Origin of the sequence: Mammaliicoccus sp. H-M34, from assembly GCF_022386495.1 — a bacterium.
Classification (GTDB): Bacteria; Bacillota; Bacilli; order Staphylococcales; family Staphylococcaceae; genus Mammaliicoccus; species Mammaliicoccus fleurettii.
In genome coordinates, this window is record NZ_JAJNIK010000002.1 from 40,319 (window position 1) to 66,719 (window position 26,401).

26 protein-coding genes are annotated in these 26,401 nt (G+C 31.5%); 21 read left to right on the forward strand and 5 right to left on the reverse strand.

Annotated elements, in window-relative coordinates; translation table 11 throughout:
* The 13 genes from LQ608_RS02445 (at window position 1) to LQ608_RS02505 (ending at window position 12,169) form a co-directional block, all read left to right on the forward strand.
* Window positions 1-633, forward strand: a complete 633-nt coding sequence (locus LQ608_RS02445) for a YkyA family protein (RefSeq protein ID WP_239749400.1) — start codon at window positions 1-3, stop codon at window positions 631-633.
* 163 nt (window positions 634-796) lie between these two features.
* On the forward strand, window positions 797-1,909 hold the full coding sequence (pdhA, locus tag LQ608_RS02450) for a pyruvate dehydrogenase (acetyl-transferring) E1 component subunit alpha (RefSeq protein WP_239749401.1): 1,113 nt from the start codon (window positions 797-799) through the stop codon (window positions 1,907-1,909).
* A gap of 3 nt (window positions 1,910-1,912) precedes the next feature.
* On the forward strand, window positions 1,913-2,890 hold the full coding sequence (locus LQ608_RS02455) for an alpha-ketoacid dehydrogenase subunit beta (RefSeq protein ID WP_078356795.1): 978 nt from the start codon (window positions 1,913-1,915) through the stop codon (window positions 2,888-2,890).
* A 42-nt stretch (window positions 2,891-2,932) separates the two neighbouring features.
* Window positions 2,933-4,219: a dihydrolipoamide acetyltransferase family protein gene (locus tag LQ608_RS02460; RefSeq protein WP_239749402.1), complete on the forward strand. Its 1,287-nt coding sequence runs from the start codon at window positions 2,933-2,935 to the stop codon at window positions 4,217-4,219.
* Window positions 4,220-4,221: 2 nt separating this feature from the next.
* Window positions 4,222-5,628 carry a dihydrolipoyl dehydrogenase gene (gene lpdA / locus LQ608_RS02465; protein WP_239749403.1) on the forward strand — a complete coding sequence of 469 codons (1,407 nt, stop codon included), beginning with the start codon at window positions 4,222-4,224 and terminating at the stop codon, window positions 5,626-5,628.
* A 65-nt stretch (window positions 5,629-5,693) separates the two neighbouring features.
* Entirely contained in the window at window positions 5,694-5,966 is a 273-nt protein-coding gene (locus tag LQ608_RS02470) for a UPF0223 family protein (RefSeq protein WP_239749404.1), read from the forward strand.
* Window positions 5,967-6,081: 115 nt separating this feature from the next.
* A complete protein-coding gene (locus LQ608_RS02475; RefSeq protein WP_239749405.1) occupies window positions 6,082-6,624 on the forward strand; it encodes a helix-turn-helix domain-containing protein in 543 nt (180 codons plus the stop codon).
* A gap of 10 nt (window positions 6,625-6,634) precedes the next feature.
* Window positions 6,635-7,732, forward strand: a complete 1,098-nt coding sequence (locus LQ608_RS02480) for an ABC transporter ATP-binding protein (RefSeq protein ID WP_239749406.1) — start codon at window positions 6,635-6,637, stop codon at window positions 7,730-7,732.
* Complete coding sequence (locus LQ608_RS02485) at window positions 7,725-8,528, forward strand: ABC transporter permease (RefSeq protein WP_239749407.1); 804 nt, start codon at window positions 7,725-7,727, stop codon at window positions 8,526-8,528. Before LQ608_RS02480 ends, LQ608_RS02485 begins: the two co-directional genes overlap by 8 nt.
* Before the next feature lies 1 nt (window position 8,529).
* Complete coding sequence (locus LQ608_RS02490) at window positions 8,530-9,342, forward strand: ABC transporter permease (protein WP_078356802.1); 813 nt, start codon at window positions 8,530-8,532, stop codon at window positions 9,340-9,342.
* Window positions 9,339-10,412: an ABC transporter substrate-binding protein gene (locus LQ608_RS02495; RefSeq protein WP_239749408.1), complete on the forward strand. Its 1,074-nt coding sequence runs from the start codon at window positions 9,339-9,341 to the stop codon at window positions 10,410-10,412. The genes LQ608_RS02490 and LQ608_RS02495 overlap by 4 nt, the downstream gene beginning before the upstream one ends.
* 77 nt (window positions 10,413-10,489) lie before the next feature.
* Complete coding sequence (locus LQ608_RS02500; RefSeq protein WP_239749410.1) at window positions 10,490-11,503, forward strand: DUF4064 domain-containing protein; 1,014 nt, start codon at window positions 10,490-10,492, stop codon at window positions 11,501-11,503.
* A 60-nt stretch (window positions 11,504-11,563) separates the two neighbouring features.
* Window positions 11,564-12,169, forward strand: coding sequence for a DUF4064 domain-containing protein (locus LQ608_RS02505; RefSeq protein ID WP_239749411.1), 606 nt, complete (start codon window positions 11,564-11,566; stop codon window positions 12,167-12,169).
* A gap of 151 nt (window positions 12,170-12,320) precedes the next feature.
* On the opposite strand, the gene LQ608_RS02510 is transcribed toward LQ608_RS02505, so the two are convergent.
* Window positions 12,321-12,932, reverse strand: coding sequence for a YktB family protein (locus LQ608_RS02510; RefSeq protein ID WP_115337599.1), 612 nt, complete (start codon window positions 12,930-12,932; stop codon window positions 12,321-12,323).
* Window positions 12,933-13,036: 104 nt separating this feature from the next.
* Here LQ608_RS02510 and LQ608_RS02515 point away from each other — a divergent pair, with 104 nt between their 5' ends.
* Entirely contained in the window at window positions 13,037-13,861 is an 825-nt protein-coding gene (locus tag LQ608_RS02515; RefSeq protein WP_239749413.1) for an inositol monophosphatase family protein, read from the forward strand.
* A gap of 660 nt (window positions 13,862-14,521) precedes the next feature.
* Here LQ608_RS02515 and LQ608_RS02520 read toward each other — a convergent pair.
* Entirely contained in the window at window positions 14,522-14,707 is a 186-nt protein-coding gene (locus LQ608_RS02520) for a DUF5325 family protein (protein ID WP_016911319.1), read from the reverse strand.
* Between the two features lie 221 nt (window positions 14,708-14,928).
* Between LQ608_RS02520 and typA the strand changes: the two genes are divergently transcribed.
* Both typA and LQ608_RS02530 read left to right on the forward strand, forming a co-directional pair.
* Complete coding sequence (gene typA / locus LQ608_RS02525; RefSeq protein WP_078356809.1) at window positions 14,929-16,776, forward strand: translational GTPase TypA; 1,848 nt, start codon at window positions 14,929-14,931, stop codon at window positions 16,774-16,776.
* Window positions 16,777-16,781: 5 nt separating this feature from the next.
* Window positions 16,782-17,120, forward strand: a complete 339-nt coding sequence (locus LQ608_RS02530; protein ID WP_078356810.1) for a YlaH-like family protein — start codon at window positions 16,782-16,784, stop codon at window positions 17,118-17,120.
* A gap of 38 nt (window positions 17,121-17,158) precedes the next feature.
* Here the strand turns inward: LQ608_RS02530 and LQ608_RS02535 are convergent, their stop codons facing one another.
* Together LQ608_RS02535 and LQ608_RS02540 are read right to left on the reverse strand one after the other, a co-directional pair.
* Window positions 17,159-17,302 (reverse strand): DUF2197 domain-containing protein, encoded by a 144-nt coding sequence (locus LQ608_RS02535; protein ID WP_078356889.1) that lies wholly within the window; start codon window positions 17,300-17,302, stop codon window positions 17,159-17,161.
* Between the two features lie 5 nt (window positions 17,303-17,307).
* The gene (locus tag LQ608_RS02540) at window positions 17,308-17,790 is read right to left on the reverse strand and encodes a hypothetical protein (RefSeq protein WP_078356811.1); all 483 of its coding nucleotides are present in this window, start codon (window positions 17,788-17,790) and stop codon (window positions 17,308-17,310) included.
* Between the two features lie 140 nt (window positions 17,791-17,930).
* Here LQ608_RS02540 and LQ608_RS02545 point away from each other — a divergent pair, with 140 nt between their 5' ends.
* The 3 genes from LQ608_RS02545 to LQ608_RS02555 all read left to right on the forward strand — a co-directional run bounded on the left by LQ608_RS02545 (window position 17,931) and on the right by LQ608_RS02555 (window position 23,058).
* Entirely contained in the window at window positions 17,931-18,206 is a 276-nt protein-coding gene (locus LQ608_RS02545) for an Fpa/YlaN family protein (protein WP_016911324.1), read from the forward strand.
* A 66-nt stretch (window positions 18,207-18,272) separates the two neighbouring features.
* Window positions 18,273-19,469, forward strand: coding sequence for an FtsW/RodA/SpoVE family cell cycle protein (locus tag LQ608_RS02550; RefSeq protein WP_078356812.1), 1,197 nt, complete (start codon window positions 18,273-18,275; stop codon window positions 19,467-19,469).
* 139 nt (window positions 19,470-19,608) lie between these two features.
* Window positions 19,609-23,058 (forward strand): pyruvate carboxylase, encoded by a 3,450-nt coding sequence (locus LQ608_RS02555; RefSeq protein ID WP_239749414.1) that lies wholly within the window; start codon window positions 19,609-19,611, stop codon window positions 23,056-23,058.
* A 59-nt stretch (window positions 23,059-23,117) separates the two neighbouring features.
* On the opposite strand, the gene LQ608_RS02560 is transcribed toward LQ608_RS02555, so the two are convergent.
* Window positions 23,118-24,029 carry a COX15/CtaA family protein gene (locus tag LQ608_RS02560; RefSeq protein WP_239749415.1) on the reverse strand — a complete coding sequence of 304 codons (912 nt, stop codon included), beginning with the start codon at window positions 24,027-24,029 and terminating at the stop codon, window positions 23,118-23,120.
* Window positions 24,030-24,385: 356 nt separating this feature from the next.
* Between LQ608_RS02560 and cyoE the strand changes: the two genes are divergently transcribed.
* Window positions 24,386-25,291 (forward strand): heme o synthase, encoded by a 906-nt coding sequence (cyoE, locus tag LQ608_RS02565; RefSeq protein WP_170167678.1) that lies wholly within the window; start codon window positions 24,386-24,388, stop codon window positions 25,289-25,291.
* Window positions 25,292-25,328: 37 nt separating this feature from the next.
* Window positions 25,329-26,396 (forward strand): cytochrome c oxidase subunit II, encoded by a 1,068-nt coding sequence (gene coxB, locus LQ608_RS02570; RefSeq protein WP_239749416.1) that lies wholly within the window; start codon window positions 25,329-25,331, stop codon window positions 26,394-26,396.
* Window positions 26,397-26,401: the final 5 nt, after the last annotated feature.

Sequence of the window (26,401 nt, forward strand, 5' to 3'; positions counted from 1 at the left end):
ATGATTGGCAAGAAATTTTTAACATTAACACTGGCTAGTACAGTGATTTTAACAGCATGTGGTCAATCTAAAGAATCACTTGAATCTTTTTATAATAAGGTAGAAAAAGCAAACCAAGAAGAAAAAGTTATTGTGGATTTGAATGAAAAAATGACTAAAGCTGAAAAAGAAAAAGTGAAGAAAATTGAAGAACTAAATAATGCAAAAGATGAAAAGTTTAAATCTAAAGCAAAAGAATTAACTGAAGGTATAAAAAATAGAGAAGAAATTATAGACAATGAAAAATCAGCTATGGATAAGTCGAAAAAGATTTACGAGACTTCTAAAGATGACTACAAAAATATAGAAGATGAGGAGCAATTGAAAGCAGCTAATGATTTGAAGAAAGCTTTGGACGACAAATATAAAGCACATGATAAAGTAATCAAAGGCTATAAAGAAGTGTTGAATACTGAGCATCAATTATTTAGCTATTTATCAGAAGATAATGCTACTCAAGTAGGAACTAATAAACGTTCAAAAAAATTAGAAGAAGTTAATAAAAAGACTGAAAAAATAGTAACTGAATATCAAAATGATTTAAAAAAAGTACAACAAGAAAAGAAAGATGTTTCAAATATTTTAAATGAATAATTTGTATTAGTACAGACTTAATTATGTTGTAATACAGTTTATAAAAAGCCTTTTGTACAAGGCTTTTTATAATGTTAGTATTTTTTATTTAACAGTAAAACAGATTTATGTTAAACTGAATTAGAAATGAATATCTAATATAGGGAAAGGTATGGTGAATTGAATGGCTACGAGAAAAAAAGCCCAATTCGATGCAGTATCGACTTTAAATGAAATAGAGTCTAATTTTGAAATGATTCAAGTGTTAGATGAAGAAGGAAATGTCGTAAATAATGATTTATTACCAGACTTGTCTGACGAAGAACTTGTTGAATTAATGGAAAGAATGGTTTGGACACGTGTTCTAGATCAACGTTCTATTTCATTAAATAGACAAGGTCGTTTAGGTTTCTATGCACCAACAGCTGGTCAAGAAGCTTCACAATTAGCTTCACATTATGCGTTAGAAAAAGAAGATTATGTACTTCCAGGTTATCGTGATGTTCCACAATTAATTTGGCATGGTTTACCATTAACTAAAGCGTTCTTATTCTCACGTGGACACTTTATTGGTAACCAATTCCCAGAAGGTGTAAATGCATTAAGTCCACAAATTATTATTGGTGCACAGTTTATCCAAACTGCTGGTGTAGCACTTGGTATTAAAAAACGTGGTAAGAAAAATGTTGCAATCACTTACACTGGTGACGGTGGTTCTTCACAAGGTGATTTCTATGAAGGTATTAACTTTGCATCTGCTTATAAAGCACCTGCAATCTTCGTAATTCAAAATAACAACTATGCGATTTCAACACCTCGTGACAAACAAACTGCAGCTAAAACATTAGCTCAAAAATCAGTAGCAGTTGGTATTCCAGGTGTATTAGTTGACGGTATGGATGCATTAGCTGTATATGCTGTAACTAAACAAGCTCGTGATCGTGCTGTTAATGGTGATGGCCCATCTCTAATTGAAACATTAACTTACCGTTATGGTCCTCATACAATGGCTGGTGACGATCCAACTCGTTATAGAACTTCAGATGAAGATTCAGATTGGGAAAAGAAAGACCCATTAGTTCGTTTCAGAAAATATCTTGAAGCTAAAAACTTATGGTCTGAAGAAAAAGAAAACGAAGTTATGGAAAAAGCAAAAGAAGAAATTAAAACAGCAATTAAAGAGGCAGACAATACTCCTAAACAAAAAGTTACAGACTTAATGGAAAATATGTATGAAGAAATGCCTCATAACTTGGCTGAACAATATGAAATTTACAAAGAGAAGGAGTCGAAATAAGTCATGGCACAAATGACAATGATTCAAGCGATTAACAATGCGCTTCAAAACGAATTAAAAAGAGACGAAGATGTTTTATTATTCGGTGAAGACGTTGGTGTAAACGGCGGTGTATTCCGTGCAACAGAAGGTTTACAAAAAGAATTCGGTGAAGATCGTGTATTTGATACACCTCTAGCTGAATCAGGTATTGGTGGTCTAGCTTTAGGTTTAACGCTTGAAGGTTACCGTCCTGTCATGGAAATCCAATTCTTTGGTTTCGTATTTGAAGTTATGGACTCAATTGCAGGTCAAATAGCTCGTCATCGTTTCCGTTCAGGTAACTCAAAAACAGCACCAGTAACAATCCGTGCTCCATTTGGTGGTGGTGTACATACACCTGAATTACATGCTGATAACTTAGAAGGTTTAATGGCACAATCTCCAGGTTTGAAAGTTGTTATTCCTTCAAACCCATATGATGCTAAAGGACTTTTAATTTCTGCAATCCGCAGTAATGATCCAGTTGTATATTTAGAACACATGAAATTATACCGTTCATTCCGTGAAGAAGTACCTGAAGAAGAGTACGAAGTAGAAATCGGTAAAGCTAAAGTTAAACGTGAAGGTACTGACTTAACTATCATTACTTATGGTGCAATGGTTCAAGAATCATTAAAAGCAGCAGAAGACTTAGAAAAAGACGGATACTCAGTTGAAGTAATTGACTTAATCACTGTTCAACCTTTAGATGTTGAAACAATTGTTAAATCAGTTGAAAAAACAAACCGTGTTATTGTTGTACAAGAAGCTCAAAAACAAGCTGGCGTTGGTGCAAGTGTTGTAGCAGAAATATCTGAAAGAGCAGTTCTTTCATTAGAAGCTCCTATTGCACGTGTAGCTGCTGCTGACACTATTTATCCATTCACACAAGCTGAAAGTGTTTGGTTACCAAACAAAAAAGATATCGTAGCGCAAGCTAAAGAAACATTAGAATTTTAATGCGCAGTAAAATACGGATTTAATATTTAGGAGGAAAAAATCGTGTCATTCGAATTTAAATTACCAGATATCGGTGAAGGTATCCACGAAGGTGAAATTGTAAAATGGTTTGTTAAAGCAGGAGACGAAATTCAAGAAGACGATGTATTATGTGAAGTACAAAATGATAAATCAGTCGTTGAAATTCCATCACCTGTTGCAGGTAAAGTAGAAGAAGTTATGGTTGAAGAAGGTACTGTATCTGTTGTTGGTGATACAATTGTTAAAATTGATGCTCCAGACGCAGAAGGTTTACAATTTAAAGGTCATGATGACGATGAAGAAGAAACAAAAGAAGAAGCTCCAGCAGAAGAAGCGAAAGAAGAAGCAACTACTGAAACACAATCAGAAGACGTTGATAATTCTAAACGCGTAATTGCTATGCCTTCAGTTCGTAAATTCGCTCGTGATAACGATGTAAACATTAAAGCTGTTTCAGGTTCAGGTAAAAACGGTCGTATTTTAAAAGAAGATGTTGAAGCATACTTAAATGGTGGTTCTAAATCAGAACAACCAGCTGCAGAGGCAACTCAAGCATCTAGCGAAGATACACAAGCTGTACAAACTCCACAAGTTCCAGAAGGAGAATATCCTGAAACTCGTGAGAAAATCCCTGCTATGCGTAAAGCGATTGCTAAAGCAATGGTTAATTCTAAACACACTGCGCCTCACGTAACATTAATGGATGAAATTGATGTTCAAGAACTATGGGATCACCGTAAAAAATTCAAAGAAGTTGCTGCTGAGCAAGGTACTAAATTAACATTCTTACCATACGTTGTTAAAGCATTAGTATCAGCACTTAAGAAATATCCAGCATTAAATACTGAATTTGATGAAGAAAATGGTGAAATTGTTCATAAACATTACTATAATGTAGGTATAGCTGCAGATACTGATCGTGGTTTATTAGTACCAGTAGTTAAAAATGCTGATCATAAATCAATGTTCGAGATTTCTGATGAAATCAACGAATTAGCTGTTAAAGCACGTGATGGTAAATTACAAGCTAACGAAATGAAAGGCGCAACTTGTACGATTAGTAATATTGGTTCAGCAGGTGGACAATGGTTCACTCCAGTAATCAACCATCCTGAAGTTGCAATTTTAGGAATTGGTCGTATTGCTCAAAAACCTATCGTTAAAGATGGAGAAATTATAGCAGCACCTGTATTATCATTATCATTAAGTTTCGACCATAGACAAATTGATGGTGCTACTGGACAAAATGCAATGAATCATATTAAGAGATTATTAAATAATCCAGAATTATTATTAATGGAGGGGTAAAAATGGTAGTTGGAGATTTTCCTATTGAAACAGATACTATAGTAATTGGAGCAGGTCCTGGTGGTTATGTTGCAGCAATTCGTGCAGCACAATTAGGACAAAAAGTAACAATCGTCGAAAAAGGCGAATTAGGTGGCGTTTGTTTAAACGTTGGTTGTATTCCATCTAAAGCTTTATTATCAGCATCACACCGTTTCCACAATGCACAACATTCAGAAGATATGGGTGTTGTTGCTGAGAAAGTTGCATTAAATTTTGAAAAAGTTCAAGAATTCAAAAATGGCGTAGTTAAAAAATTAACAGGCGGCGTTGCTGGATTAATGAAAGGTAACAAAATTGAAGTAGCTAAAGGTGAAGCATATTTTGTAGATGAAAATAACTTAAAAGTTATGACTGAAAAAGCATCACAAACTTATACATTTAAACATGCAATTATTGCTACAGGTTCACGTCCAATTGAAATTCCTAATTTCAAATTTGGTAAACGTGTAATTGATTCAACTGGTGCATTAGCACTTCAAGAAGTACCAAAAAAATTAGTAGTAGTTGGTGGCGGATATATTGGTTCTGAACTAGGTACTGCTTATGCTAACTTTGGTTCTGAAGTAACAATCCTTGAAGGTGCAAAAGATATCTTAGGTGGATTTGAGAAACAAATGACTCAAATCGTTAAAAAAGGTCTTAAAGCAAAAGGCGTTGAAATCGTAACTGAAGCAATGGCTAAATCTGCTGAAGAAACTGATAATGGCGTAAAAGTTACTTATGAAGCTGGCGGAGAAACAAAAGAAATCGAAGCTGACTATGTATTAGTTACTGTAGGACGTCGTCCAAATACTGATGAATTAGGTCTAGAAGAATTAGGATTGAAATTATCAGAGCGTGGATTAGTTGAAGTTGATGAACAAAGCCGTTCTTCAATTGAAAATATCTATGCAATTGGTGATATCGTTGCTGGACCTCCACTTGCACATAAAGCAAGTTATGAAGCTAAAGTAGCTGCTGAAGCTATCTCTGGTGAAAAATCTGCTGTTGATTACTTAGCAATCCCTGCAGTTTGTTTCACAGAACCAGAATTAGCAACAGTTGGTCATACAGAAGCTAGCGCTAAAGAAGAAGGTTTAGAAGTGAAAGCTGCTAAATTCCCATTTGCTGCAAATGGTCGTGCTTTAGCTTTAAATGAAACTGCTGGTTTCGTTAAACTTGTAACATTAAAAGAAAATGGATTATTAGTTGGTGCACAAGTAGCTGGTACTGGTGCTTCAGATATAATTGCTGAATTAGGTTTAGCAATTGAGTCAGGAATGACTGCTGAAGACGTATCATTAACTATTCATGCTCACCCAACATTAGGTGAAATTTCTATGGAAGCTGCTGAAGTTGCTCTAGGAACACCTATCCATACAATGTAATCATTGACAATACTAAAGAATCACTGTTCATTCAGTGATTCTTTTTTTGTAAAGGAGAAAAGTAAATGGAATATAGTTATCCAATAGACGTTGATTGGACACAAGAAGAAATGATTCAAGTGATTGAGTTCTACAATCATATTGAAGATGCGTATGAAAGCAGTACAAACAAAGAACAATTTAACCAAGCATATAAAAACTTTAAAAAAATTGTGCCTGGTAAATCAGATGAAAATAATTTTTATAAAGAATTTAAAGAAGTAAGTGGTTATGATGGATATAAAGCAGTAAAAGCATTAAAAGAAAATAATGAACAATCTACGATTTCAGTTAAATAAAAATATTAGAATCCCCCAAAAAAGTGTTGAATAATAAAATAATTTCTGTTATTTTATTAAAGGTACTAAACTTAATGTTTAGTAAAAGTAAACAACACACTTTTTTGGGGGATTTATGAATATTGGAGAAAAACTTAAAAATTTAAGATATCAGAAAAATTTAACTCAAGAAGAATTAGGAGAACGTACAGACTTATCAAAAGGATATATTTCACAGTTGGAAAGGAATTTATCTTCTCCTTCTATGGAAACATTTTTAAATATATTAGATGTATTAGGTGTTGAGCCGAGCGAATTTTTTAACGAAAAATTATATCAAGCACGCATCCATTATCCTAAACAAGAACAAACTGTTTATGATGAGTATGATCTAGGGTACAAAATTAAATGGCTAGTACCAGACTCAAATGAATTTGAAATGGAACCAGTCATTATAACTTTAAAAAGTGGTTCAAAATATAAAACATTTAGTCCATCATCTTCAGAGACATTTGCATATGTAAAAAAAGGATATATAACATTAAAAATTGGTAAGCAAAATTACACTGCAAAAACCGGAGAATGTTTTTATTTTAAAGCTCATGAAGAACATCAGTTTTTAAATGAATCATCAAAAGATGCAGAAGTATTAATCGTTGCTACAGAATCGTATTTATAGGAGGCAATTTATGAAACAACCAATCATAAAGTTTGAAAGTATTTCAAAAAACTTTAATAACACTCAAGTATTAAATGATGTCAGTTTTGAAATTGAAGAAGGGAAATTTTATACATTACTAGGTCCCTCAGGATGTGGTAAAACGACTATTTTGAAATTAATAGCTGGCTTTGAAACAGCATCAAATGGAAATATATTATTTAATAACAAAATTATTAACAAAGTACCAGCAAATAATAGAAAAGTGAATACAGTATTTCAAGATTATGCTTTGTTTCCGCATTTGAACGTATACGATAATGTAGCATTTGGATTGAAAATAAAGAAATTAAATAAAAAAGACATTCAAATCAAAGTAAAAGAAGCGTTGAAATTAGTAAAGCTTGAAGGATATGAACAACGTAAAATTACGGAAATGAGTGGTGGTCAAAAACAAAGAGTAGCTATAGCGAGAGCATTAGCTAATGAACCAGAAATTATTCTCTTAGATGAACCACTCTCAGCATTAGATTTAAAACTGAGAACTGAAATGCAATATGAATTACGAGAATTACAACAAAGATTAGGTATTACATTTATATTTGTTACACACGATCAAGAAGAAGCTTTAGCAATGAGCGATTATATATTTGTAATGAAAGACGGAAAAATTCAACAAAGTGGTACGCCGGTTGATATATATGATGAGCCTGTAAATAAATTTGTTGCTGATTTTATTGGAGAATCAAATATTGTGAGTGGCGTAATGAAACGTGACTATGAAGTTGAGATGTATGGCATTTCTTATGAATGTGTTGATGCTGGATTTAATAATAATGCAAAAGTTGATGTAGTAATACGTCCTGAAGACATTTCGATAAAATCAGAAAGTGAAGGCAGAATTTCGGCAGTTGTAGACTCTCAATTATTTAGAGGTGTCCATTATGAAATATGCTGTTATGATGCGCAAGGAAATGAATGGATCATACAAACGACTAAGAAAGCTACTATTGGTGAAACTGTAGGATTGGATTTTGATTCTGAAGCAATTCATATAATGTTACCAGGGGAAACGGAAGAAGAATTTGATCGTCGAATTGAAAGTTATGAGGATGATGATAATGCATAAGATTAAATCATTATTACTTGTACCTTACATGATTTGGATCGCTTTATTCATTATTGTACCAATAGCTATGATTTTTTATTCATCACTACTTGATATTAATGGACATTTTTCTTTTGAGAATTATAAAAACTTTTTTACAAGTGCATATTTAGAAATGACTTTAAGTTCAGCTTGGTATGCATTTATTATTACGTTTTTTTGCTTATTAATTAGTTATCCTCTAGCACTTGTATTACGAAATGCCAAAGCTAAAGAGATATTACTTTTACTTATTATATTACCTACTTGGATTAATCTATTGTTAAAAACATATGCCTTTATTGGTATTTTAAGTCATGATGGGCTATTAAATAAAATATTAAATGTCTTTAATGTACCTTCAACTGAATTATTATTTACTAGTACGGCTTTTATTATCGTTTCAGTTTATATATATATTCCATTTATGCTTTTACCAATTTTTAATTCTATGGAAGAAATACCTGAGAATTTATTACAAGCATCTAGAGACTTAGGTGCAAGTCATTTCACAACTTTCAGAAGAGTAGTCGTTCCTTTAACTTTAGAAGGTGTCAAAACAGGTATTCAAATTACATTTATACCTGCCTTATCTTTGTTTATGATTACAAGATTAATAGCAGGTAATAAAGTCGTGAACTTAGGTACAGCAATTCAAGAACAGTTTTTAGTTACTCAAAACTATGGAATGGGTTCAACGATTGCAGTATTTCTAATATTAGCAATGGCATTTATATTGATTGTAACTAAATCTAAATCAGAAAATAAGGAGGTATAGTATGAAAATAACTGGAAAAATATATTTATCAATTATACTCGTGTTTTTATACTTACCGATTTTCTTTTTAATTTATTATTCATTTAATGCTGCTGGTAATATGACTAGTTTTAAAGGTTTTACATTTGATCATTATTTATCTGTTTTTCAAAATAAACGGTTAATTGTCATTATAGTAAATACAATAGCAATTGCTTTATTAGCTGCAAGTATATCAACATTAATTGGTATATGTGGAGCTATTGGAATTTACTATTTAAGAAATAAAAAATTAAAAGTCGGTTTATTAACATTAAATAATATACTTATGGTTAGTTCTGATGTCGTAATCGGTTCTTCATTCTTATTATTATTTACATTTATAGGTCATTTTACAGGAATGGGATTAGGATTTTGGTCAGTTTTAATTTCACATATTGCTTTTTGTGTGCCAATAGTAGTGTTATTAGTGTTACCAAAACTATATGATATGAATACGTCTATGATAGATGCAGCGAGAGATTTAGGTGCAACTTCATGGCAAACATTAATTAAAGTAATCATACCTCATATATTGCCAGGTGCAATTGGTGGTTTCTTTATGGCGCTTACATATTCTTTAGATGACTTTACAGTAAGTTTCTTTGTTACTGGTAGTGGATTTAGTGTCTTATCAGTAGAAGTTTATTCTATGGCTAGAAAAGGAATTACGATGGAAATCAATGCAATTTCTACTTTACTATTTGGATTAGTGATGATACTTATTTTAGGTTACTATTTCATAAAAAGAGGTCAACAAAGAAGAATTGAAAAAAGAGGGGGCATATTAAGATGAAACAATTAATGCAATTAGTAGGTATTTCATTAATCGTTGGAGCTTTATTAATGTTATCAACTAAATTAATTGATCCGCCACCTTCTAAAGGTAAAAAAGATGTTATATATGTTTACAATTGGGGTGAATATATAGACCCTGAACTTACTAAAAAGTTTGAAAAAGAAACTGGTATAAAGGTCGTATATGAAACGTTTGACTCAAATGAAGCAATGATGGCCAAAATTAAAAACGGTGGTACGTCATATGACATTGCAGTTCCAAGTGAATATACAGTAGAAAAAATGAAAAAAGAAAAGTTATTAATTCCAATTGATCAAAAGAAATTACCAAATATGAAAAATTTAGATAAAGAATTTATGAATATGCCTTTTGATCGAGGAAATCAATATTCAATTCCATACTTTTGGGGAACAGTTGGTATATTGTATAATCCTGAAAAAACAAAAGGAATTAATTTCAATTCATGGAATAGTCTTTGGGATAAGCGACTGAAAGATGATGTATTAATTGTTGATGGATCTCGTGAAGGAATTGGATTTTCTTTAAATAGTATGCATGAAAGCTTAAATGAAACAAATGAACAAAAACTTAAAAAAGCTCAAGATAAATTAATTAAATTATCACCAAATGTAAGAGGGGTAGTTGGTGATGAAATTAATACAATGATGGTTCAGAATGAATCAGACGTTGCTGTTGTATGGAGTGGTATGGCTGCAGATATAATGTCAGAAAATGATCAATTAGACTTCGTAGTACCAAAAGAAGGTTCAAATTTATGGTTTGATAATCTAGTAATACCAAAAACAGCACAAAATGTTGAAGGTGCACATAAATTTATTAATTTCTTATTAGAAGAAGAAAATGGTAAACAAAATGCAGAGTGGGTAGGATATGCTACACCAAATAAAGCTTCATATAATCTATTAGATAAAAATGTTAGAGAAGATGAACGATTTTATCCAGATTCAACAGTTAGAAGTAAACTTGAAGTATATGAAGATTTAGGTAAAGAAAACATTTCAAATTATAATGAAGCATTTTTAAAATTTAAGATGTCATTAAATTAATATTTAAAAGGGTCTTTGTGAGAAACGAAGCCCTTTTTTTGGTATAATTGAAACCAATTCATTATTAGGAGGTAAATATGATGAATTCATATGTAGAACATGTGAGGCAGCCAGTTAGCAGAGGCGTAGAAAAATTTTTAGGCTGGCTTTCTTGGATAATTTTATTAGGTGTTACAGCATTGTCTTTATTTGCAGCACTTGTAGTATTAAATAATCCTAACAATTTAAATAGACTGGAATCGTTAATTAATCGTTTAAATATTAATATCACTGCTAATGGACAGTTATTGTCTGCTAGTGACGTTGCACTAAATATTCAAAATGGAATATGGCTATTTATTATTTATTTGATAATTGTTTTAATCTTTTCATTTATAGGATTAGTGATGATGAGATGGAGAGTATTTGCAGCTATTGTATTTTTACTTTTAGCAATAATTACAATTCCATTATTTATTGTTTTAGTGCCACTCTTTTTCTTTATAGTGAGTATTTTATTATTTGTAAGAAAAGATAAAATATTGCCTATACAAGGTATGGAACAACAATCATTTCAAGATAATCAAGGTAGGGTAAATAATCAGCCTAGACAATCAGAGTCTAGACAATCTCAACCAATGGAATCAAATTATCAACAAAAAAATGAGCAAAACAACGAAAAAGCATTTATTGCAAATCAACCAAATACAAAAGAAGAAGAGCATGTAGAATCACAACAACACGAAGTTCATAGTGAAACTACAAATAATGAAGAAGTTTTATCTCGAAGTAAAAAACATCAAAAGTATCAAAAACAAAATGAACAAATGAATGAATTTAATAATGAGCAAGGTGAATTTGACCAAAATGAAGTGAATAATCAAGAAGATTTAGGTCAAAGAAACCAAGATCCTTATAATTATGAAACGACTCAATCAGATGAGTATCAAGTTCAACCTGGTAGACAAAAGAAAGAAAAGAAAGTTAAAAAAGAAAAACCAAATGCAACATTTGAAAGAAGAAATAATTACGAAAAAAGAATGCAACAACAGAAAAATTATTTTGATGAAAAAAATAATTCTGAGCAAGATGTTGAGAAAAAAGATAAATAAGGTTGAAAAATAAACTATAGATTGAGATAATTAGAATTGACAAAAATTAGGAGGATTTAAATGAAAAGAACGATTGAATATACATTATTAATTATTGGTGCAGTGTTTTCATTAATTGGAATTGTATTTGCATTTGTAATTAAATTTGTTTCAAAAACACCAGAATTTAAATCGGAATTTAAAACTTCTTTTAATGAAGAGATACAAGGAACGCAGGATATACCTAGTTCTCTATCTGCAGATCAAGTGTTGAATTCATTTGCTGGATTTACAAATTATGCACTAGTAATACTTGTAATCAGCATCTTATTAACAATAGTTGCTATTATATTTGTTAAAAAGCAAAGAATTTTATCAGGGGTATTAGCAATAGTAGCAGGTTTAGTATCAATATTGGTTATGAACTTTATATCATTCTTACTATTAATTGTTGCGGGAATCATGTTATTGGTTAGAAAGAACAAAACTAACAATCAATTCGAAGATGTTAACTTTCAAAACGATTTAAACAATAATCAAAATAACTTTGAATCAAACGACAATAATCGAAATAACTTTGAATCAAACGACAATAACCAAAATAACTTTGAATCAAACGAAAAACAAGTAAACAATTTAGATGAGACTGATAAAAAGAAAAAAGATGACGATCCATATATTTATTAATTTAAATAGAGTATGAAATATCATTTATACTCACAATAAAACTCTCTCAATCCGATTTATTTATGGATTGAGAGAGTTTTATATTTTTAAAATATCAGAAATAAAAGTTGCCTAGTAAAATTTGTTTAATTATATTCGAATTAGGCAATGACTAACTATAGAATTTGATCAATTCATCAAATGTTTCATCTAAATATTCAGTAAAGGATTTATCTGTTTTTAACACTTCTGATTTTGGATCTAAAGTTCTAGCTATGAAAAACTCAGCCTTTTTAATATCTTTAAGCCTTTTAATATGATGTTTTAAGTCAGCTTTCGATAATGAGTCAATTGGCGACTTATCAATATTATAATGATCAAAGCATAATGAATAGTCACTTGGAAGTTCTTCTAATAGGTGTATATTTTTATTTAAGAAATCAGCCATGTTTCCTTTATTTTTATTTTCATGCATAACGCCAAACATAATAAATAATTGAGATTCAAATAATCCTATTTGAAAATGGGGTAACATTTTATAACCGCGTTGATTAGTAGCGAATGCTACCCATGTATCTTTCGGTGGGTTTACTGTTCTACGAGCATGTTTTGCTACATGATAATAAAAAGTATCTCCAGTATTGTTTGTTAAATAATTTGTGTATTTTTCACCTAAAGCGTTCAATTGTGGTCTTACATGTTCGTCTAGTGCTTGCATTCTATTTTCTAAACCGTCAACACTAAAGACTTTAAAATCTTTCTGTTTAAAAGTATACTTAGTCATAGTTGTCCTCCTTAAATCTATGGTACATATGTATATTTTATCATAATTTTTTTTGAATATATAAAGAACAATGCTAATATAAAAATAACATAGGAGGTTTTGTCATGGAAATATACAAGTTCGCATATCAAATTATTAATGACGCAGGCAAAGTTATTAGAGAATCAATAGATGAAGAAATTCAAATTGAAACTAAATCCAATCCTAATGATTTAGTAACAAATATAGATAAAGAAACAGAAGATAGATTATTTAATAATATTATGTCTGCATACCCAAATCATAGAATTTTAGGTGAAGAGGGACATGGCAAAGATATTAAAGATACTGATGGCGTATTATGGATAGTTGATCCAATAGATGGGACATTGAATTTTGTTCACCAACAAGAGAATTTTGCAATATCTATTGGTATATATATCGATGGAGAGAAATATGCGGGATTTGTATATGATGTAATGAATGATAAGATGTATCATGCTTTAGCTGGTAAAGGGGCATGGCTAAATGATGAACAACTAAAACCACTAGAAGATACTGAATTGAAAACAAGTTTGATATCAACAAATCCGCTTTGGTTAACAAAAGAAAAACTTTCTGATATTTATGTGCCTATAGTAGACGATGCTAGAAGTACTAGAGCATATGGATCAGCTGCATTAGATTTTGCGAATGTAGCTAAAGGTATTACGAGTGCATATTTGACAATGAGATTACAACCATGGGACTTTGCAGGTGGATTAATAATCGCTGAAGAAGTAGGCGCTGTTGTCACGAATCAATTAGGAGAAAAGTTAAACATATTAGAAGCAAATTCTATATTAGTAGGTAATAAGTCTATACATCAGGAATTATTCAATGAATACTTTTCACCACATAAAGCACTATTAGAACAAATTCATAATGATAGATTTAGAGGTAAATCATAGAGTTTAAAAAATAATTTATCTAAATCACAAATTGAAATAAAGCTTGGACATAAACGTCCAAGAAATTTAATAAGAGCAGAAATTCATTACTAAGCTTGAATTTCTGCTCTTATTTTTTGTATAAAATATTTTGGGGATTTCGTAGATTAACTAGTGACTTAATCTACAACTTATCTCATTTTTCTATAAAAATAGCTATTGGCAACGATTTTGTGAAGTGCTGACGCCTGAGGGAATAGTATGAGAGAGAGACTACAGGCTCGAACCATACCCCTAGGCAAGCATGCACGAACAAAATCGTAAGATTATATAAAAAATAGATATTTCCAACGATTTTGTAGTGCTGACGCCTGAGGGAATAGTATGTGTGAGAGACTACAGGCTCGAGCCATACCCTAGGCAAGCATGCACGAACAAAATCGTATGATTGTATAAAAAATAGATATTTCAACGATTTTGTAGTGCTGACGCCTGAGGGAATAGTATGTGTGAGAGACTACAGGCTCGAACTATACCACTAGGCAAGCATGCACGAACAAAATCTCAAGATTGTATAAAAAATAAGCATATCACTATAAACTTTAAAAATTCAGTTAAGTGATATGCTTATTTATTTTGAGTTAGGATTTATGTCCCAAGCACATATTATGTCGTTTATGATTATAGCCAGCCGTTTTCACGGTATTTCTTTTTAAGTGTAAAACCAAATCCCATTGTTGCGACGATTAGCAAAACTGCTAATAGCATAAACAAAATAGAACCTTCAGCTAATGCAAAGCTAAACACTAAAAGGAAAAATGTTACAATTAAAGCAAGTAGTACAAAGATTGCTTTAGATTTTTTCATTTATATCCATCCTTTAACCGTTTTCATTACTTTATTATGCGTCACATGTTTATAAAAATCAACCGGTTGTTATCAAACTACTTAATTAAAAAAATGGAAATTTGAGTAAATATGTTCAATAATAGTTATTTTTCTAGCGTTTTATGTTATAATTATCAAGTTATAAATATAAGTCGAATAAAAAGTCGATTAATTTTAAATCGGAGAGGAAAATTTTTTGCATGACTAATTTAAGAGAGAATGTACGTAACATTGCAATTATTGCCCACGTTGACCACGGAAAAACAACACTAGTTGATGAATTATTAAAACAATCAGGTATTTTTCGTGAAAATGAACATATAGCAGAACGTGCGATGGATTCAAATGATATAGAAAAAGAACGAGGAATTACAATTTTAGCAAAGAATACGGCGATAGATTATAAAGAACACCGTATTAACATATTAGATACACCTGGACATGCTGACTTCGGAGGAGAAGTTGAGCGTATTATGAAAATGGTTGATGGTGTCGTTTTAGTTGTAGATGCATACGAAGGAACAATGCCACAAACACGTTTTGTACTTAAAAAAGCACTAGAACAAAATTTAAAACCAGTAGTAGTAGTGAACAAAATAGACAAACCTTCTGCTAGAGCAGAACAAGTTGTAGATGAAGTATTAGATTTATTTATCGAATTAGATGCTAATGACGAACAACTTGAATTCCCAGTTGTATATGCTTCTGCATTAAGTGGTACAGCAAGTTTAGATGCTGACAAACAAGATGAAAACATGCAATGTCTATATGAAACAATTTTAGATTACGTTCCTGCACCTATTGATAATAGAGATGAGCCGTTACAATTCCAAGTTGCATTATTAGATTATAATGACTATGTTGGACGTATCGGAGTTGGACGTGTATTTAGAGGTACAATAAAAGTTGGACAACAAGTTTCACTAGTTAAAATTGATGGTACTGTTAAAAACTTCAGAGTATCTAAAATATTTGGTTTCTTTGGTTTAAACCGTGTTGAAATTGATGAAGCGTACGCTGGCGACTTAATCGCAGTAAGTGGTATGGAAGATATCAACGTTGGTGAAACAGTTACACCTCATGATAATGTTGAAGCATTACCTGTTCTACGTATTGATGAACCAACATTAGAAATGACTTTCTCAGTAAATAATTCACCATTTGCTGGTAAAGAGGGTACTTTTGTTACTGCTCGTAAAATCGAAGAAAGATTAGAAACTCAATTAGAAACAGACGTATCTTTACGTGTAACACCAACTGAATCACCTGATTCATGGGTAGTTGCTGGACGTGGGGAATTACATTTATCTATTTTAATTGAAAATATGAGACGTGAAGGTTTTGAATTACAAGTTTCTAAACCTCAAGTTATTGTAAAAGACGTTGATGGTGTTAAATCAGAGCCATACGAACGTGTTCAAATTGACGTACCAGATGAATACACTGGTGCTATTATTGAATCATTAGGTTCTCGTAAAGGTGAAATGTTAGATATGCAATCTAACGAAAATGGTCAAACTAAATTAATCTTTATGGTACCAGCTCGTGGATTAATTGGTTACTCAACTGAATTCATGTCAATGACTCGTGGTTATGGAATTATTAACCATACATTCGATTCATATCGTCCAAGAATTAAAGGACGTATTGGCGGAAGAAGAAATGGTGTTCTTGTTTCTATCGATAAAGGTGTAGCAAGTACTTATGCTATCATGAACTTAGAAGATAGAGGCGTAAACTTCATGGAACCTGGAACAGAAGTATATGAAGGAATGATCGTTGGGGAAAACACTCGTGAAAATGACCTAACTGTAAACATTACAAAAGTTAAAGCAGCTAACAATATTCGTTCAGCTACAAAAGAACAAACAACTACTATGAAAAAACCAAGAATTTTAACACTTGAAGAAGCATTAGAATACTTGAATGATGATGAATTAGTAGAAGTAACACCAGAATCTATTCGTTTAAGAAAAAAAATCTTAGATAAATCAGAAAGAGAAAGAGCTCAGAAGAGACAAAAAATGGCTGAACAAGAAGAGGAGTGATATAGATGCTCTTAGTTGCTAAAAATGTAAGTGTTAATCCAACAGACAGGCTTTCATTTTTTGGTAAGTTATTTAGAGTAGATGAGAACCCAGAGCTTGGTATGTGGCTTTTATTATTAACAATATTCGTATTAAGTGCGATAGTTTATAATTTAGGGTTTGCAAGAAAACTTAAGTTTTGGCAAAACATTATTATCTATATATTACTATTTTTAGGTTGTTTATTATTAACATTTCTTGCAGTATTTTTACCTGTGGGAGAAAGTTTAATAATAGCAGCAATTGTTTTAGGTCTTTATCGCTACAGACTTCATAAAGAAAGACGTAGCCAAAAACAACAATAAAAAAAAGGTAGCTCATTGTGAGCTGCCTTTTTTTATTTCTAAGATTTTGGTTTATCTAATTTACTTTTACAGTCATCACACATAAATGTACGAATTGGGTGATTTCTTAGTCGTTTTGCTTCTTTAGATTTAGAATCTAAATTAACGATAGAATCACAGATTATACATTTAGCTTTCATAATCATGGTTAAACAACCTCAATTTCAGCTACATAGCTGAATTTATTTTGATATCCATTTTCTTGATCATAAGTGAAAGCATCAATCTTTCCATCTTTATAAATCATTTTTCCTTCTTTAGAAAAGTGGAAGAATAAGTATGGCCAGTTTTCAATCGGTATTTCTATTGAATCAGTATCATTTTTTAAAACAACTTTAGTCGCATTATCATTCGGTTCTGAATTCTTTATGAAAGGCATTGCATTAATTACGAAGCTTTCTTGTAGAAATGAACGTTTTTTGTAAGTTGTTTCGCTATTTAAAGTAGGTGGCATTGTAGCACCTTCTAAAATAGCACGGTTCCATGCTACGTTGTTCTCAAATTCAATTGGTCTTTCTCCATTAAAGATTCCTTGTTCTAAATCTTCAATTTTTACTTTGCGATCATCAAATATCCAAGTTGTTGCGTCTAGTGTAATAGTAAATTTTGAATTCCCTTTAATTTGTATCAATTTTTTCACTCCTATCAAATTCACAATTTAATTTTAACATACTTGTAATTAATAACCTTCTGTTTTCGCTTGCAATTTTCACATTTCTAGTCTAAAATTTTATAAGTATAGAAACATAAAAAATTAAGGGGGAATATGTCATGCATAATGATTCAGAAATTTGTCAAAAGGCATATGACCAATTATATAACGATTCTGAAAAAATCCTTCAGTTAATAAAGGTACAAATGGACAACTTAACAATGCCTCAATGTCCTTTATACGAGGAAGTTTTAGATACGCAAATGTTTGGTCTTCAAAAGGAAGTAGATTTTGCAGTACAAATTGGACTTGTTGATAGAGAAAAGGGTCAGACACTTATGGCAAGTTTAGAAAAGGAACTATCTAAATTGCATGATGCTTTCACAAATGCTTAAATGATACAAAGTCTAGAGAGGAGAAATCTTTCTTTAGACTTATTTTTTTAGAATTGGAATGAGTAGATGGACTATATTAAAAGTTTTTTTCAGTACATTAAGAATTACTCAAAATACATAGATTTCACATTGTTAATTACGTATATTATTTTATCTTTGATAGGTTTAGTCATGGTATATAGTGCAAGTATGGTAGCTGCTACAAAAGGTACTTTAACTGGTGGTATACCTGTTGCAGGCACATACTTTTTCATTAGACAATTATTATATTGTATAGTAGGATTTTCCATTGTCTTTTTCATGTCATACTTTATGCATATTAATATTTTGAAAAATAAGCGTGTTCAACAAATCGTGATATTCACTATTTTTGGATTACTTATACTAACATTATTAATTGGTACTGAAATAAATGGTGCGAAAAGTTGGATTAACCTCGGATTTATGAATTTACAAGCTTCAGAAATATTAAAAGTAGCTATGATTTTATATTTATCTTTTATTATTGATAAAAGACGAAATCGACTCAAACAGTTTAAACTTGCACTAATGATGCCATTGTTCCTGATTGGTACTTGTATAGGGTTAGTTTTATTACAAAATGATACTGGACAAGCACTTATACTTTGTATGATTGTATTATGTATATTTGCTTATTCTGGAATAGGTATTAAGGCAATTTTAAAATGGTCTGGTCCTATTTTTGCAGGTGTAGTGTTATTAGTTATTTTTAGTATTGTATTTAAAGGTGGCATATTATCTCAGCACCAAGCTGACCGTTTCCATGTGCTTGAAAATCCATTCAACTATGAGAGTGGTATCGGTTATCACTTAGCTAACTCGTTATTAGCAATTGGTAATGGAGGTATTTTTGGTAAAGGATTAGGTAATGGTATTATGAAATTAGGTTATTTGCCTGAACCACATACCGATTTTATCTTTGCAGTTATTGCTGAAGAATTAGGCTTAGTAGGAGTGCTAATCATTCTTGGTTTACTACTATTTATTGTATATAAAGGATTTTTATATGCAGCATTAACAGATTCTTATTTCTTTAAACTTGTATGTGTAGGAATCTCAAGTTATATAGGTGTACAAACGTTTGTTAACTTAGCTGGTATTTCCGGAACTATACCATTGACGGGTGTTCCTTTACCATTTATGACATTTGGTGGTTCGTCTATGTTAAGTTTAAGTATAGCTACAGGAATCTTACTTTTAACTGCTAAACAAATTAGAATTGATCAATATCACAGAAAATAATATGTGCATATTTAATCAGTGAATTTAATAAATTATATGAAAAAAGCGGATTATAGTAGAATATAATCCGTTTTTTTTATATAATAGACTAATATATTGTTTTTAGAATATTCAAATACATTGAGGGGAGCCTCCAATTATGAGCAAAATAAACAAATTATTAGTAGCCAATCGAGGCGAAATTGCAATTAGAATTTTTAGGGCGGCAACAGAATTAGATATTGAAACAGTAGCAATTTATTCTAATGAGGATCTAGGAGCTTTACATAGATATAAAGCTGATGAATCTTATTTAGTTGATGAAAACCTTGGACCAACAGAAAGTTATTTAGATATAGAAGCGATTATTAAAGTAGCTAAAAAAGCAGATGTCGATGCGATACATCCGGGGTATGGCTTTTTAAGTGAAAATGAAACTTTTGCAAAACGATGTGCTGAAGAAGGCATTAAATTTATTGGTCCAGAACTTAGACATTTAGATATGTTTGGCGATAAAGTTAAAGCGAGAGCAACAGCAATTGAAGCTGGAGTACCAGTTATCCCTGGGACAGAAGGTTCTGTACAATCTTTTGAAGAAGTTGAAGAATTTACAAAACAAAGCGGATTTCCAGTAATTATTAAAGCTATCTCAGGTGGCGGCGGTAAAGGTATGCGTATCGTAAATGATGCAAGTGAATTAGAAGATGCCTATCAACGTGCTAAATCTGAAGCTGGCAAATCATTTGGAAATAGTGAAGTTTATGTCGAAAAATACATAGATCAACCTAAACATATCGAAGTACAAGTAATAGGGGACGAACACGGCAATCTCGTTCACTTATACGAAAGAGACTGCTCAGTTCAACGAAGACATCAAAAAGTCGTAGAGGTAGCACCATCTGTATCATTAGGTGATGAGCTTAGACATCGTATTTGTGATGTAGCCCTAGACTTAATGAAGAAAATCGGCTACGTGAACGCAGGTACTGTAGAATTTTTAGTTTCAGGCGATGAGTTTTACTTTATTGAAGTAAATCCACGTGTACAAGTAGAACATACAATTACAGAAATGGTAACTGGTGTGGATATTGTTAAGACTCAAATATTAGTTGCTGAAGGTGAAAATTTATTTGGCGATAAAATTGAAATGCCTAAACAAGAAGATATTAAAACTTTAGGTTTTGCAATTCAAAGTCGTATTACAACTGAAGATCCTTTAAATGACTTTATGCCTGATACAGGTAAAATTATTGCTTATCGTTCAAGTGGTGGCTTTGGAGTTAGACTAGATGCTGGTGATGGGTTTGAAGGTGCAGAAATTTCGCCTTATTATGATTCTTTATTAGTGAAAGTATCAACTCACGCAATGTCATTAAGACAAGCAACTGAAAAGATGCTACGTTCCCTTAAAGAAATGAGAATTAGAGGTATTAAAACTAACATTCCATTCCTTTATAATGTAGTAAACCATGAGAAATTTGCGAAAGGTACTTACACAACTAAATTCTTAGAAAACAATCCAGAATTATTTGAAATAACACCATCACGAGATAGAGGTACTAAGACACTACAATATATTGGTAATATATCTGTAAATGGTTTTCCAAGTGTTGAAAAAAGAGAAAAGCCTCATTTTGAAAAATTTAAAATAGAAGAAGTAACAAAAGAAGAACTATCAGCTTTATCAGGTACTAAACAAATTCTAGAACAACAAGGTCCAGAAGGCGTTAGTAAATGGTTAAAAGAACAAGAAGAAGTTCTTTTAACAGATACTACATTTAGAGATGCACATCAATCACTATTAGCAACTCGTATGAGAACTTATGATATGTTGCAAATTGCACCTGAAACTGCGAAATATTTAAATGATGCCTTCTCATTAGAAATGTGGGGCGGTGCAACATTTGATGTAGCTTATAATTTCTTAAAAGAAAATCCATGGGAACGTTTAACTAGATTACGTGAAAAAATACCTAATGTATTATTCCAAATGTTATTAAGAGCATCAAACGCAGTAGGTTATAAAAACTACCCTGATAATGTTATAGAAAAATTTGTTCAAGAAAGTGCAGATGCTGGTATAGACGTATTTAGAATATTTGATTCACTAAACTGGTTAGATCAAATGAAAGTTGCCAATGAAGCGGTACAAAAATCAGGAAAAATTTCTGAAGGTGCTATTTGTTATACGGGTGACATTCTAAATCCAGAAAGATCAAATGTATATACTTTAGATTATTACGTCAATTTAGCAAAAGAATTACAAAGTGAAGGTGTTCATATTCTTGGTATAAAAGATATGGCAGGTTTATTGAAACCTAAAGCTGCATATGAACTAATTAGTGAATTGAAAACACAAATTGACATACCTATTCACTTGCATACACACGATACAAGCGGAAATGGTTTATTAATATATCAAAGTGCTATTAGAGCAGGTGTAGATGTAATAGATACAGCAGTTGCAAGTATGAGTGGAACAACATCTCAACCTTCTGCAAACTCTTTATATTATGCTTTAAGTGGTAACGATAGAGATGTAAGAACAAATATAGATGGCCTAGAAAGATTATCTCAATATTGGGATACAGTAAGAAATTATTATTCTGACTTTGAAAGTGATATTCGTTCACCGCATACTGAAATTTACCAACATGAAATGCCAGGTGGACAATATTCTAACTTGAGTCAACAAGCTAAAAGTTTAGGTTTAGGTGAAAGATTTAATGAAATTAAAGATATGTATAAACGAGTTAACTTATTATTTGGAGATATCGTTAAAGTAACACCATCTTCAAAAGTAGTCGGTGATATGGCATTATACATGGTTCAAAATGATTTAGACGAACAAAGTGTTATTAAAAGAGGAAACTCATTAGACTTTCCTGAATCAGTAGTGTCATTCTTTAAAGGCGAAATCGGCCAACCAGTTAACGGATTTAATAAAGAATTACAAAAAGTAATTTTAAAAGGTCAAAAAGCAATTGAAAAACGACCAGGCGAATTATTAAAGCCGATTGATTTTGATGCTTTACGAGAAGAGTTACAAACTAAACAACAAGGTGAAGTTACAGAACAGGATTTAATAAGCTATGCAATTTATCCTAAAGTTTATGAACAATATATTAAGACTTATGAAAGTTTCGGTAATTTATCATTGTTAGATACACCAACATTCCTATTTGGTATGGCTAAGAATGAAACAGTAGAAATAACGATAGATAAAGGTAAAATTCTTATCGTAAAATTACTTTCAATTGGTCATGTATACGAAGATGGACATCGTTGGGTATATTACGAATTAAATGGCCAACCAAGAAAAGTATATGTAAAAGATGAACACGTAAAAGTTTCTGAAGCTGTACTTCAAAAAGCAGATTTAAGTAATGAATCTCACATTGGGGCTCAAATGCCTGGAACTATATCAGAAGTTAAAGTTAAACAAGGCGATGAAGTCAAACAAGGTGATGCATTAATCATTACAGAAGCAATGAAGATGGAAACAACAATTCAGGCGCCATTTGATGGCACAATCAGTAATATTTATGTTTCAGCTGGTGACAGTATTCAAACACATGATTTAATTATTACGATAGACAAAGCAGAATAATAAATAAAAAGAGCCTCTTAATTCTTATTGTAAAAGAATTAAGAGGCTTTTTTAAATAATTATAAATTTCGTTTGGATCTTCTTATAAGCATAATGAAATAGCATAATAAGCCAAATAGTAATGTAATGAATAATGCATGAAGTAATGCGATAAATAAATTCACTCTAGTTATTACGGATAACGCACCAGTTGTAACTTGTAAACATACTAATATGAATGCTAATAGCCAGCCGTACTTAATGACACGATATTGTGTATAATTTTTAAATGCATGAATGAAAATGTATAAGATCCATATAAATATGAAAAATGCTAATGTTCTATGTGACATTTGAACCCATTCATAAAAGTTTTGTGGTAACCCAATATTACCATCTTGGCAAAGAGGCCAACTTAAGCATGCTAAACTCGCATCTGCATGTCTAACTAATGCACCTGAATATATTACGAAGTAAATGTATGTTGTTACAGCGAAAGTGTGAAATTTCAAATGATTATTTATTATTAAACTAGTTGCTTCGAATTTCTTGTCAACTTCATAAATGATTAATGTAAGTAATAAAACTGAAGCAAAGCTAATAAGTGATATTCCAAAGTGTAAAGATAAAATAAAAGCATTTTGTTGCCAAATAACTGCGGCAGCACCAATAAGTGCTTGTGCAAAAATAAATGCAATACTTGTTATAGATAGAGGTTTAACTTCTCTAATGTGTCCTAATTTAACCCAGCTTATATAAGAAAGCATACATACTAATATAAGTGCTAAACCAGACACACCTCTATGAGCTAATTCTATAATCGTTTCAATTGGCCAATCTGAAGGAATGAAAGATCCATGACATAATGGCCAAGAACTACCACAACCATCAGCAGAACCAGTTTTAGATACGAGTGCTCCACCTAATTGTACAAATAACATTACGATTGTCGCTAGAGTTGCTAGCCATTTCAAAAATTTATCACTAAACAATACGAACACCTCAAGTAAAATTTAAATTCATATTTATAGTACATAAAATGGGCTATATTCTAAAATAAACCTTATTTATATTTAAAAATATGATAGAATTTAAGAGAACAACGTATTAACAATTGTTATTACTTTAATACGATTCTGATTTAAACACTAATATCTATAGTATAACAATGAATGAGCATTGTAAATGTTACACAATAATGACTTTTTATGCGTACTCAGAATGAGTAATAAAATGTCAAAATTTTGTTTCAAAAATGTATAGATTATGTGACAATTTTCATATATCATTGAGTTATATGTGAAAGATAATGGAAGGAGGGACAAAATTGCAACAAAATCAATATAGTGTGACTTCTGAAAAAGACATAGGCACAGGACGTCTCACGTTATATGAAATTAAAGCCATCATTAAAATGGGTCTTGTTCAAGGGAATCTGATCCCAACATTTGCAGGTGCATGGCTTGCAATAGTATTTGGTGGATTTAACTTCTTCCAAAGTTTGCCGATTGTACTATTAATGATAGTAGGGTCAACACTTATTATGGGTGGAGCTTGTGCTATTAACAATTACTACGATCAAGATATTGATTCTATAATGCCATCAAAACAAAAAAGACCAACTGTTAATGGAAGAATCAGTGATCGCCACTTAATTCAATTGAGTTTTGGACTAATGATTTTGGGCGAAATTTTACTATTCATGATTAATATTCCAACAGGGATAATTGGATTGCTTGGAATATTTGGTTATGTCGTGTTGTACTCAATTTGGTCTAAGAGACATACCGTATGGAATACGGTAGTTGGTAGTTTTCCAGGTGCAATACCACCATTAATTGGTTGGGCGAGTATTGATCCATCATTAAGTCCGCTTGCATGGACACTATTTTTAGTGCTATTCGCATGGCAACCTGCTCACTTTTATGCTCTTGCTTATCGTCGTAAAGATGAATATGCTTTAGCTAATATACCAATGTTACCATCTGTAAAAAGCTTTAATAGAACGCGTTTGAGTATGTTACTTTGGGTAGTGCTTTTATTACCTTTACCGTTCTTGATGACTCAATTAGGTACTGTATTTATAGTTATTGCTACATTACTTAATATAGCTTGGATGATATTAGCTTTAAATGGATTTAAAAAAGAAATAAACAAATCAAAATGGGCTACGAGTATGTTTGTATTTTCTTTAAACTATCTTGTTATTTTCTTTGTAATGACGGTTTTAGTTACTGTTGTACAATTAATATAATTAATATGAATGAATGCATGAAAGAGGGGTTAAACGAATGAAGACACGTTTAAAAAACACGAAAATGTTTGCTTTGCTTGCGACACTGCTATTTGTGTTAGCAGGTTGTGGCGAAAAACATTTATCAGTACTTCGACCAGCTGGTGAAGTAGCTGATAAACAATTCTTTTTATTAATGCTTTCTATAGGCATTATGTTGCTAGTTATTGTTGTAGTTGTTGTTATTTTCTTAATTGCAATGATTAAATTCCGTCGAAAAAAATTAGGTGAAGATTTTGTACCTAAAGATGTTGAAGGTAATCATAAATTAGAATTAGTTTGGACAATCGTTCCAATTCTTTTACTTATTATTTTAGCTATCCCAACGGTAATGCTTACGTTCTCATTAGGAGATACTAAAGCTATCGACAAAGTGGATGAAAAAGGTGAAAGTAAAGAGCTTGTAATAGATGTTACTGCTAACCTTTATTGGTGGGAGTTTAGTTATCCAAACGAAAAAATTGTTACAAGCCAAGAACTTGTAGTACCTACAGATAAAAAAGTTTACTTCAGATTACATTCTGCTGATGTTAAACACTCATTCTGGGTACCTGCAGTTGGTGGTAAAATGGATACTAACGTAGAAGGAATTAATAAATTCTACTTAGAATTCAACGATAAAAAAGCAAAAGATGTTAAAAATTTATTCTACGGTAAATGTGCTGAGCTATGTGGCCCATCACATGCATTAATGGACTTTAAAGTAAAAGCCTTGCCACAAGATGATTTTGACAAATGGGTTAAAGATATGAAATCTGTTGATAAACCTGTAGCTGCTACTTCTAGCCAAGCTAAAGAAGGTGAAAAGGTATTTAATAAATCATGTGCAGGATGTCACGCTGTTACACCAACAGGAGACGGTGCTAAAGGACCTAACCTTACAAACTTTGGTGATCGTGATTTAATTGCAGGTTATTTAGAACATGATGAAGAAAACCTTAAAAAATGGATAAAAGACCCAGAAAGTATTAAACCAGGTAATAAAATGACTGATCAATACAAAGTTTCTGATGAAGACATTGATGCTTTATCTGCCTACTTAATGGAAAGAAAAGTCGATAAGTAAGAATT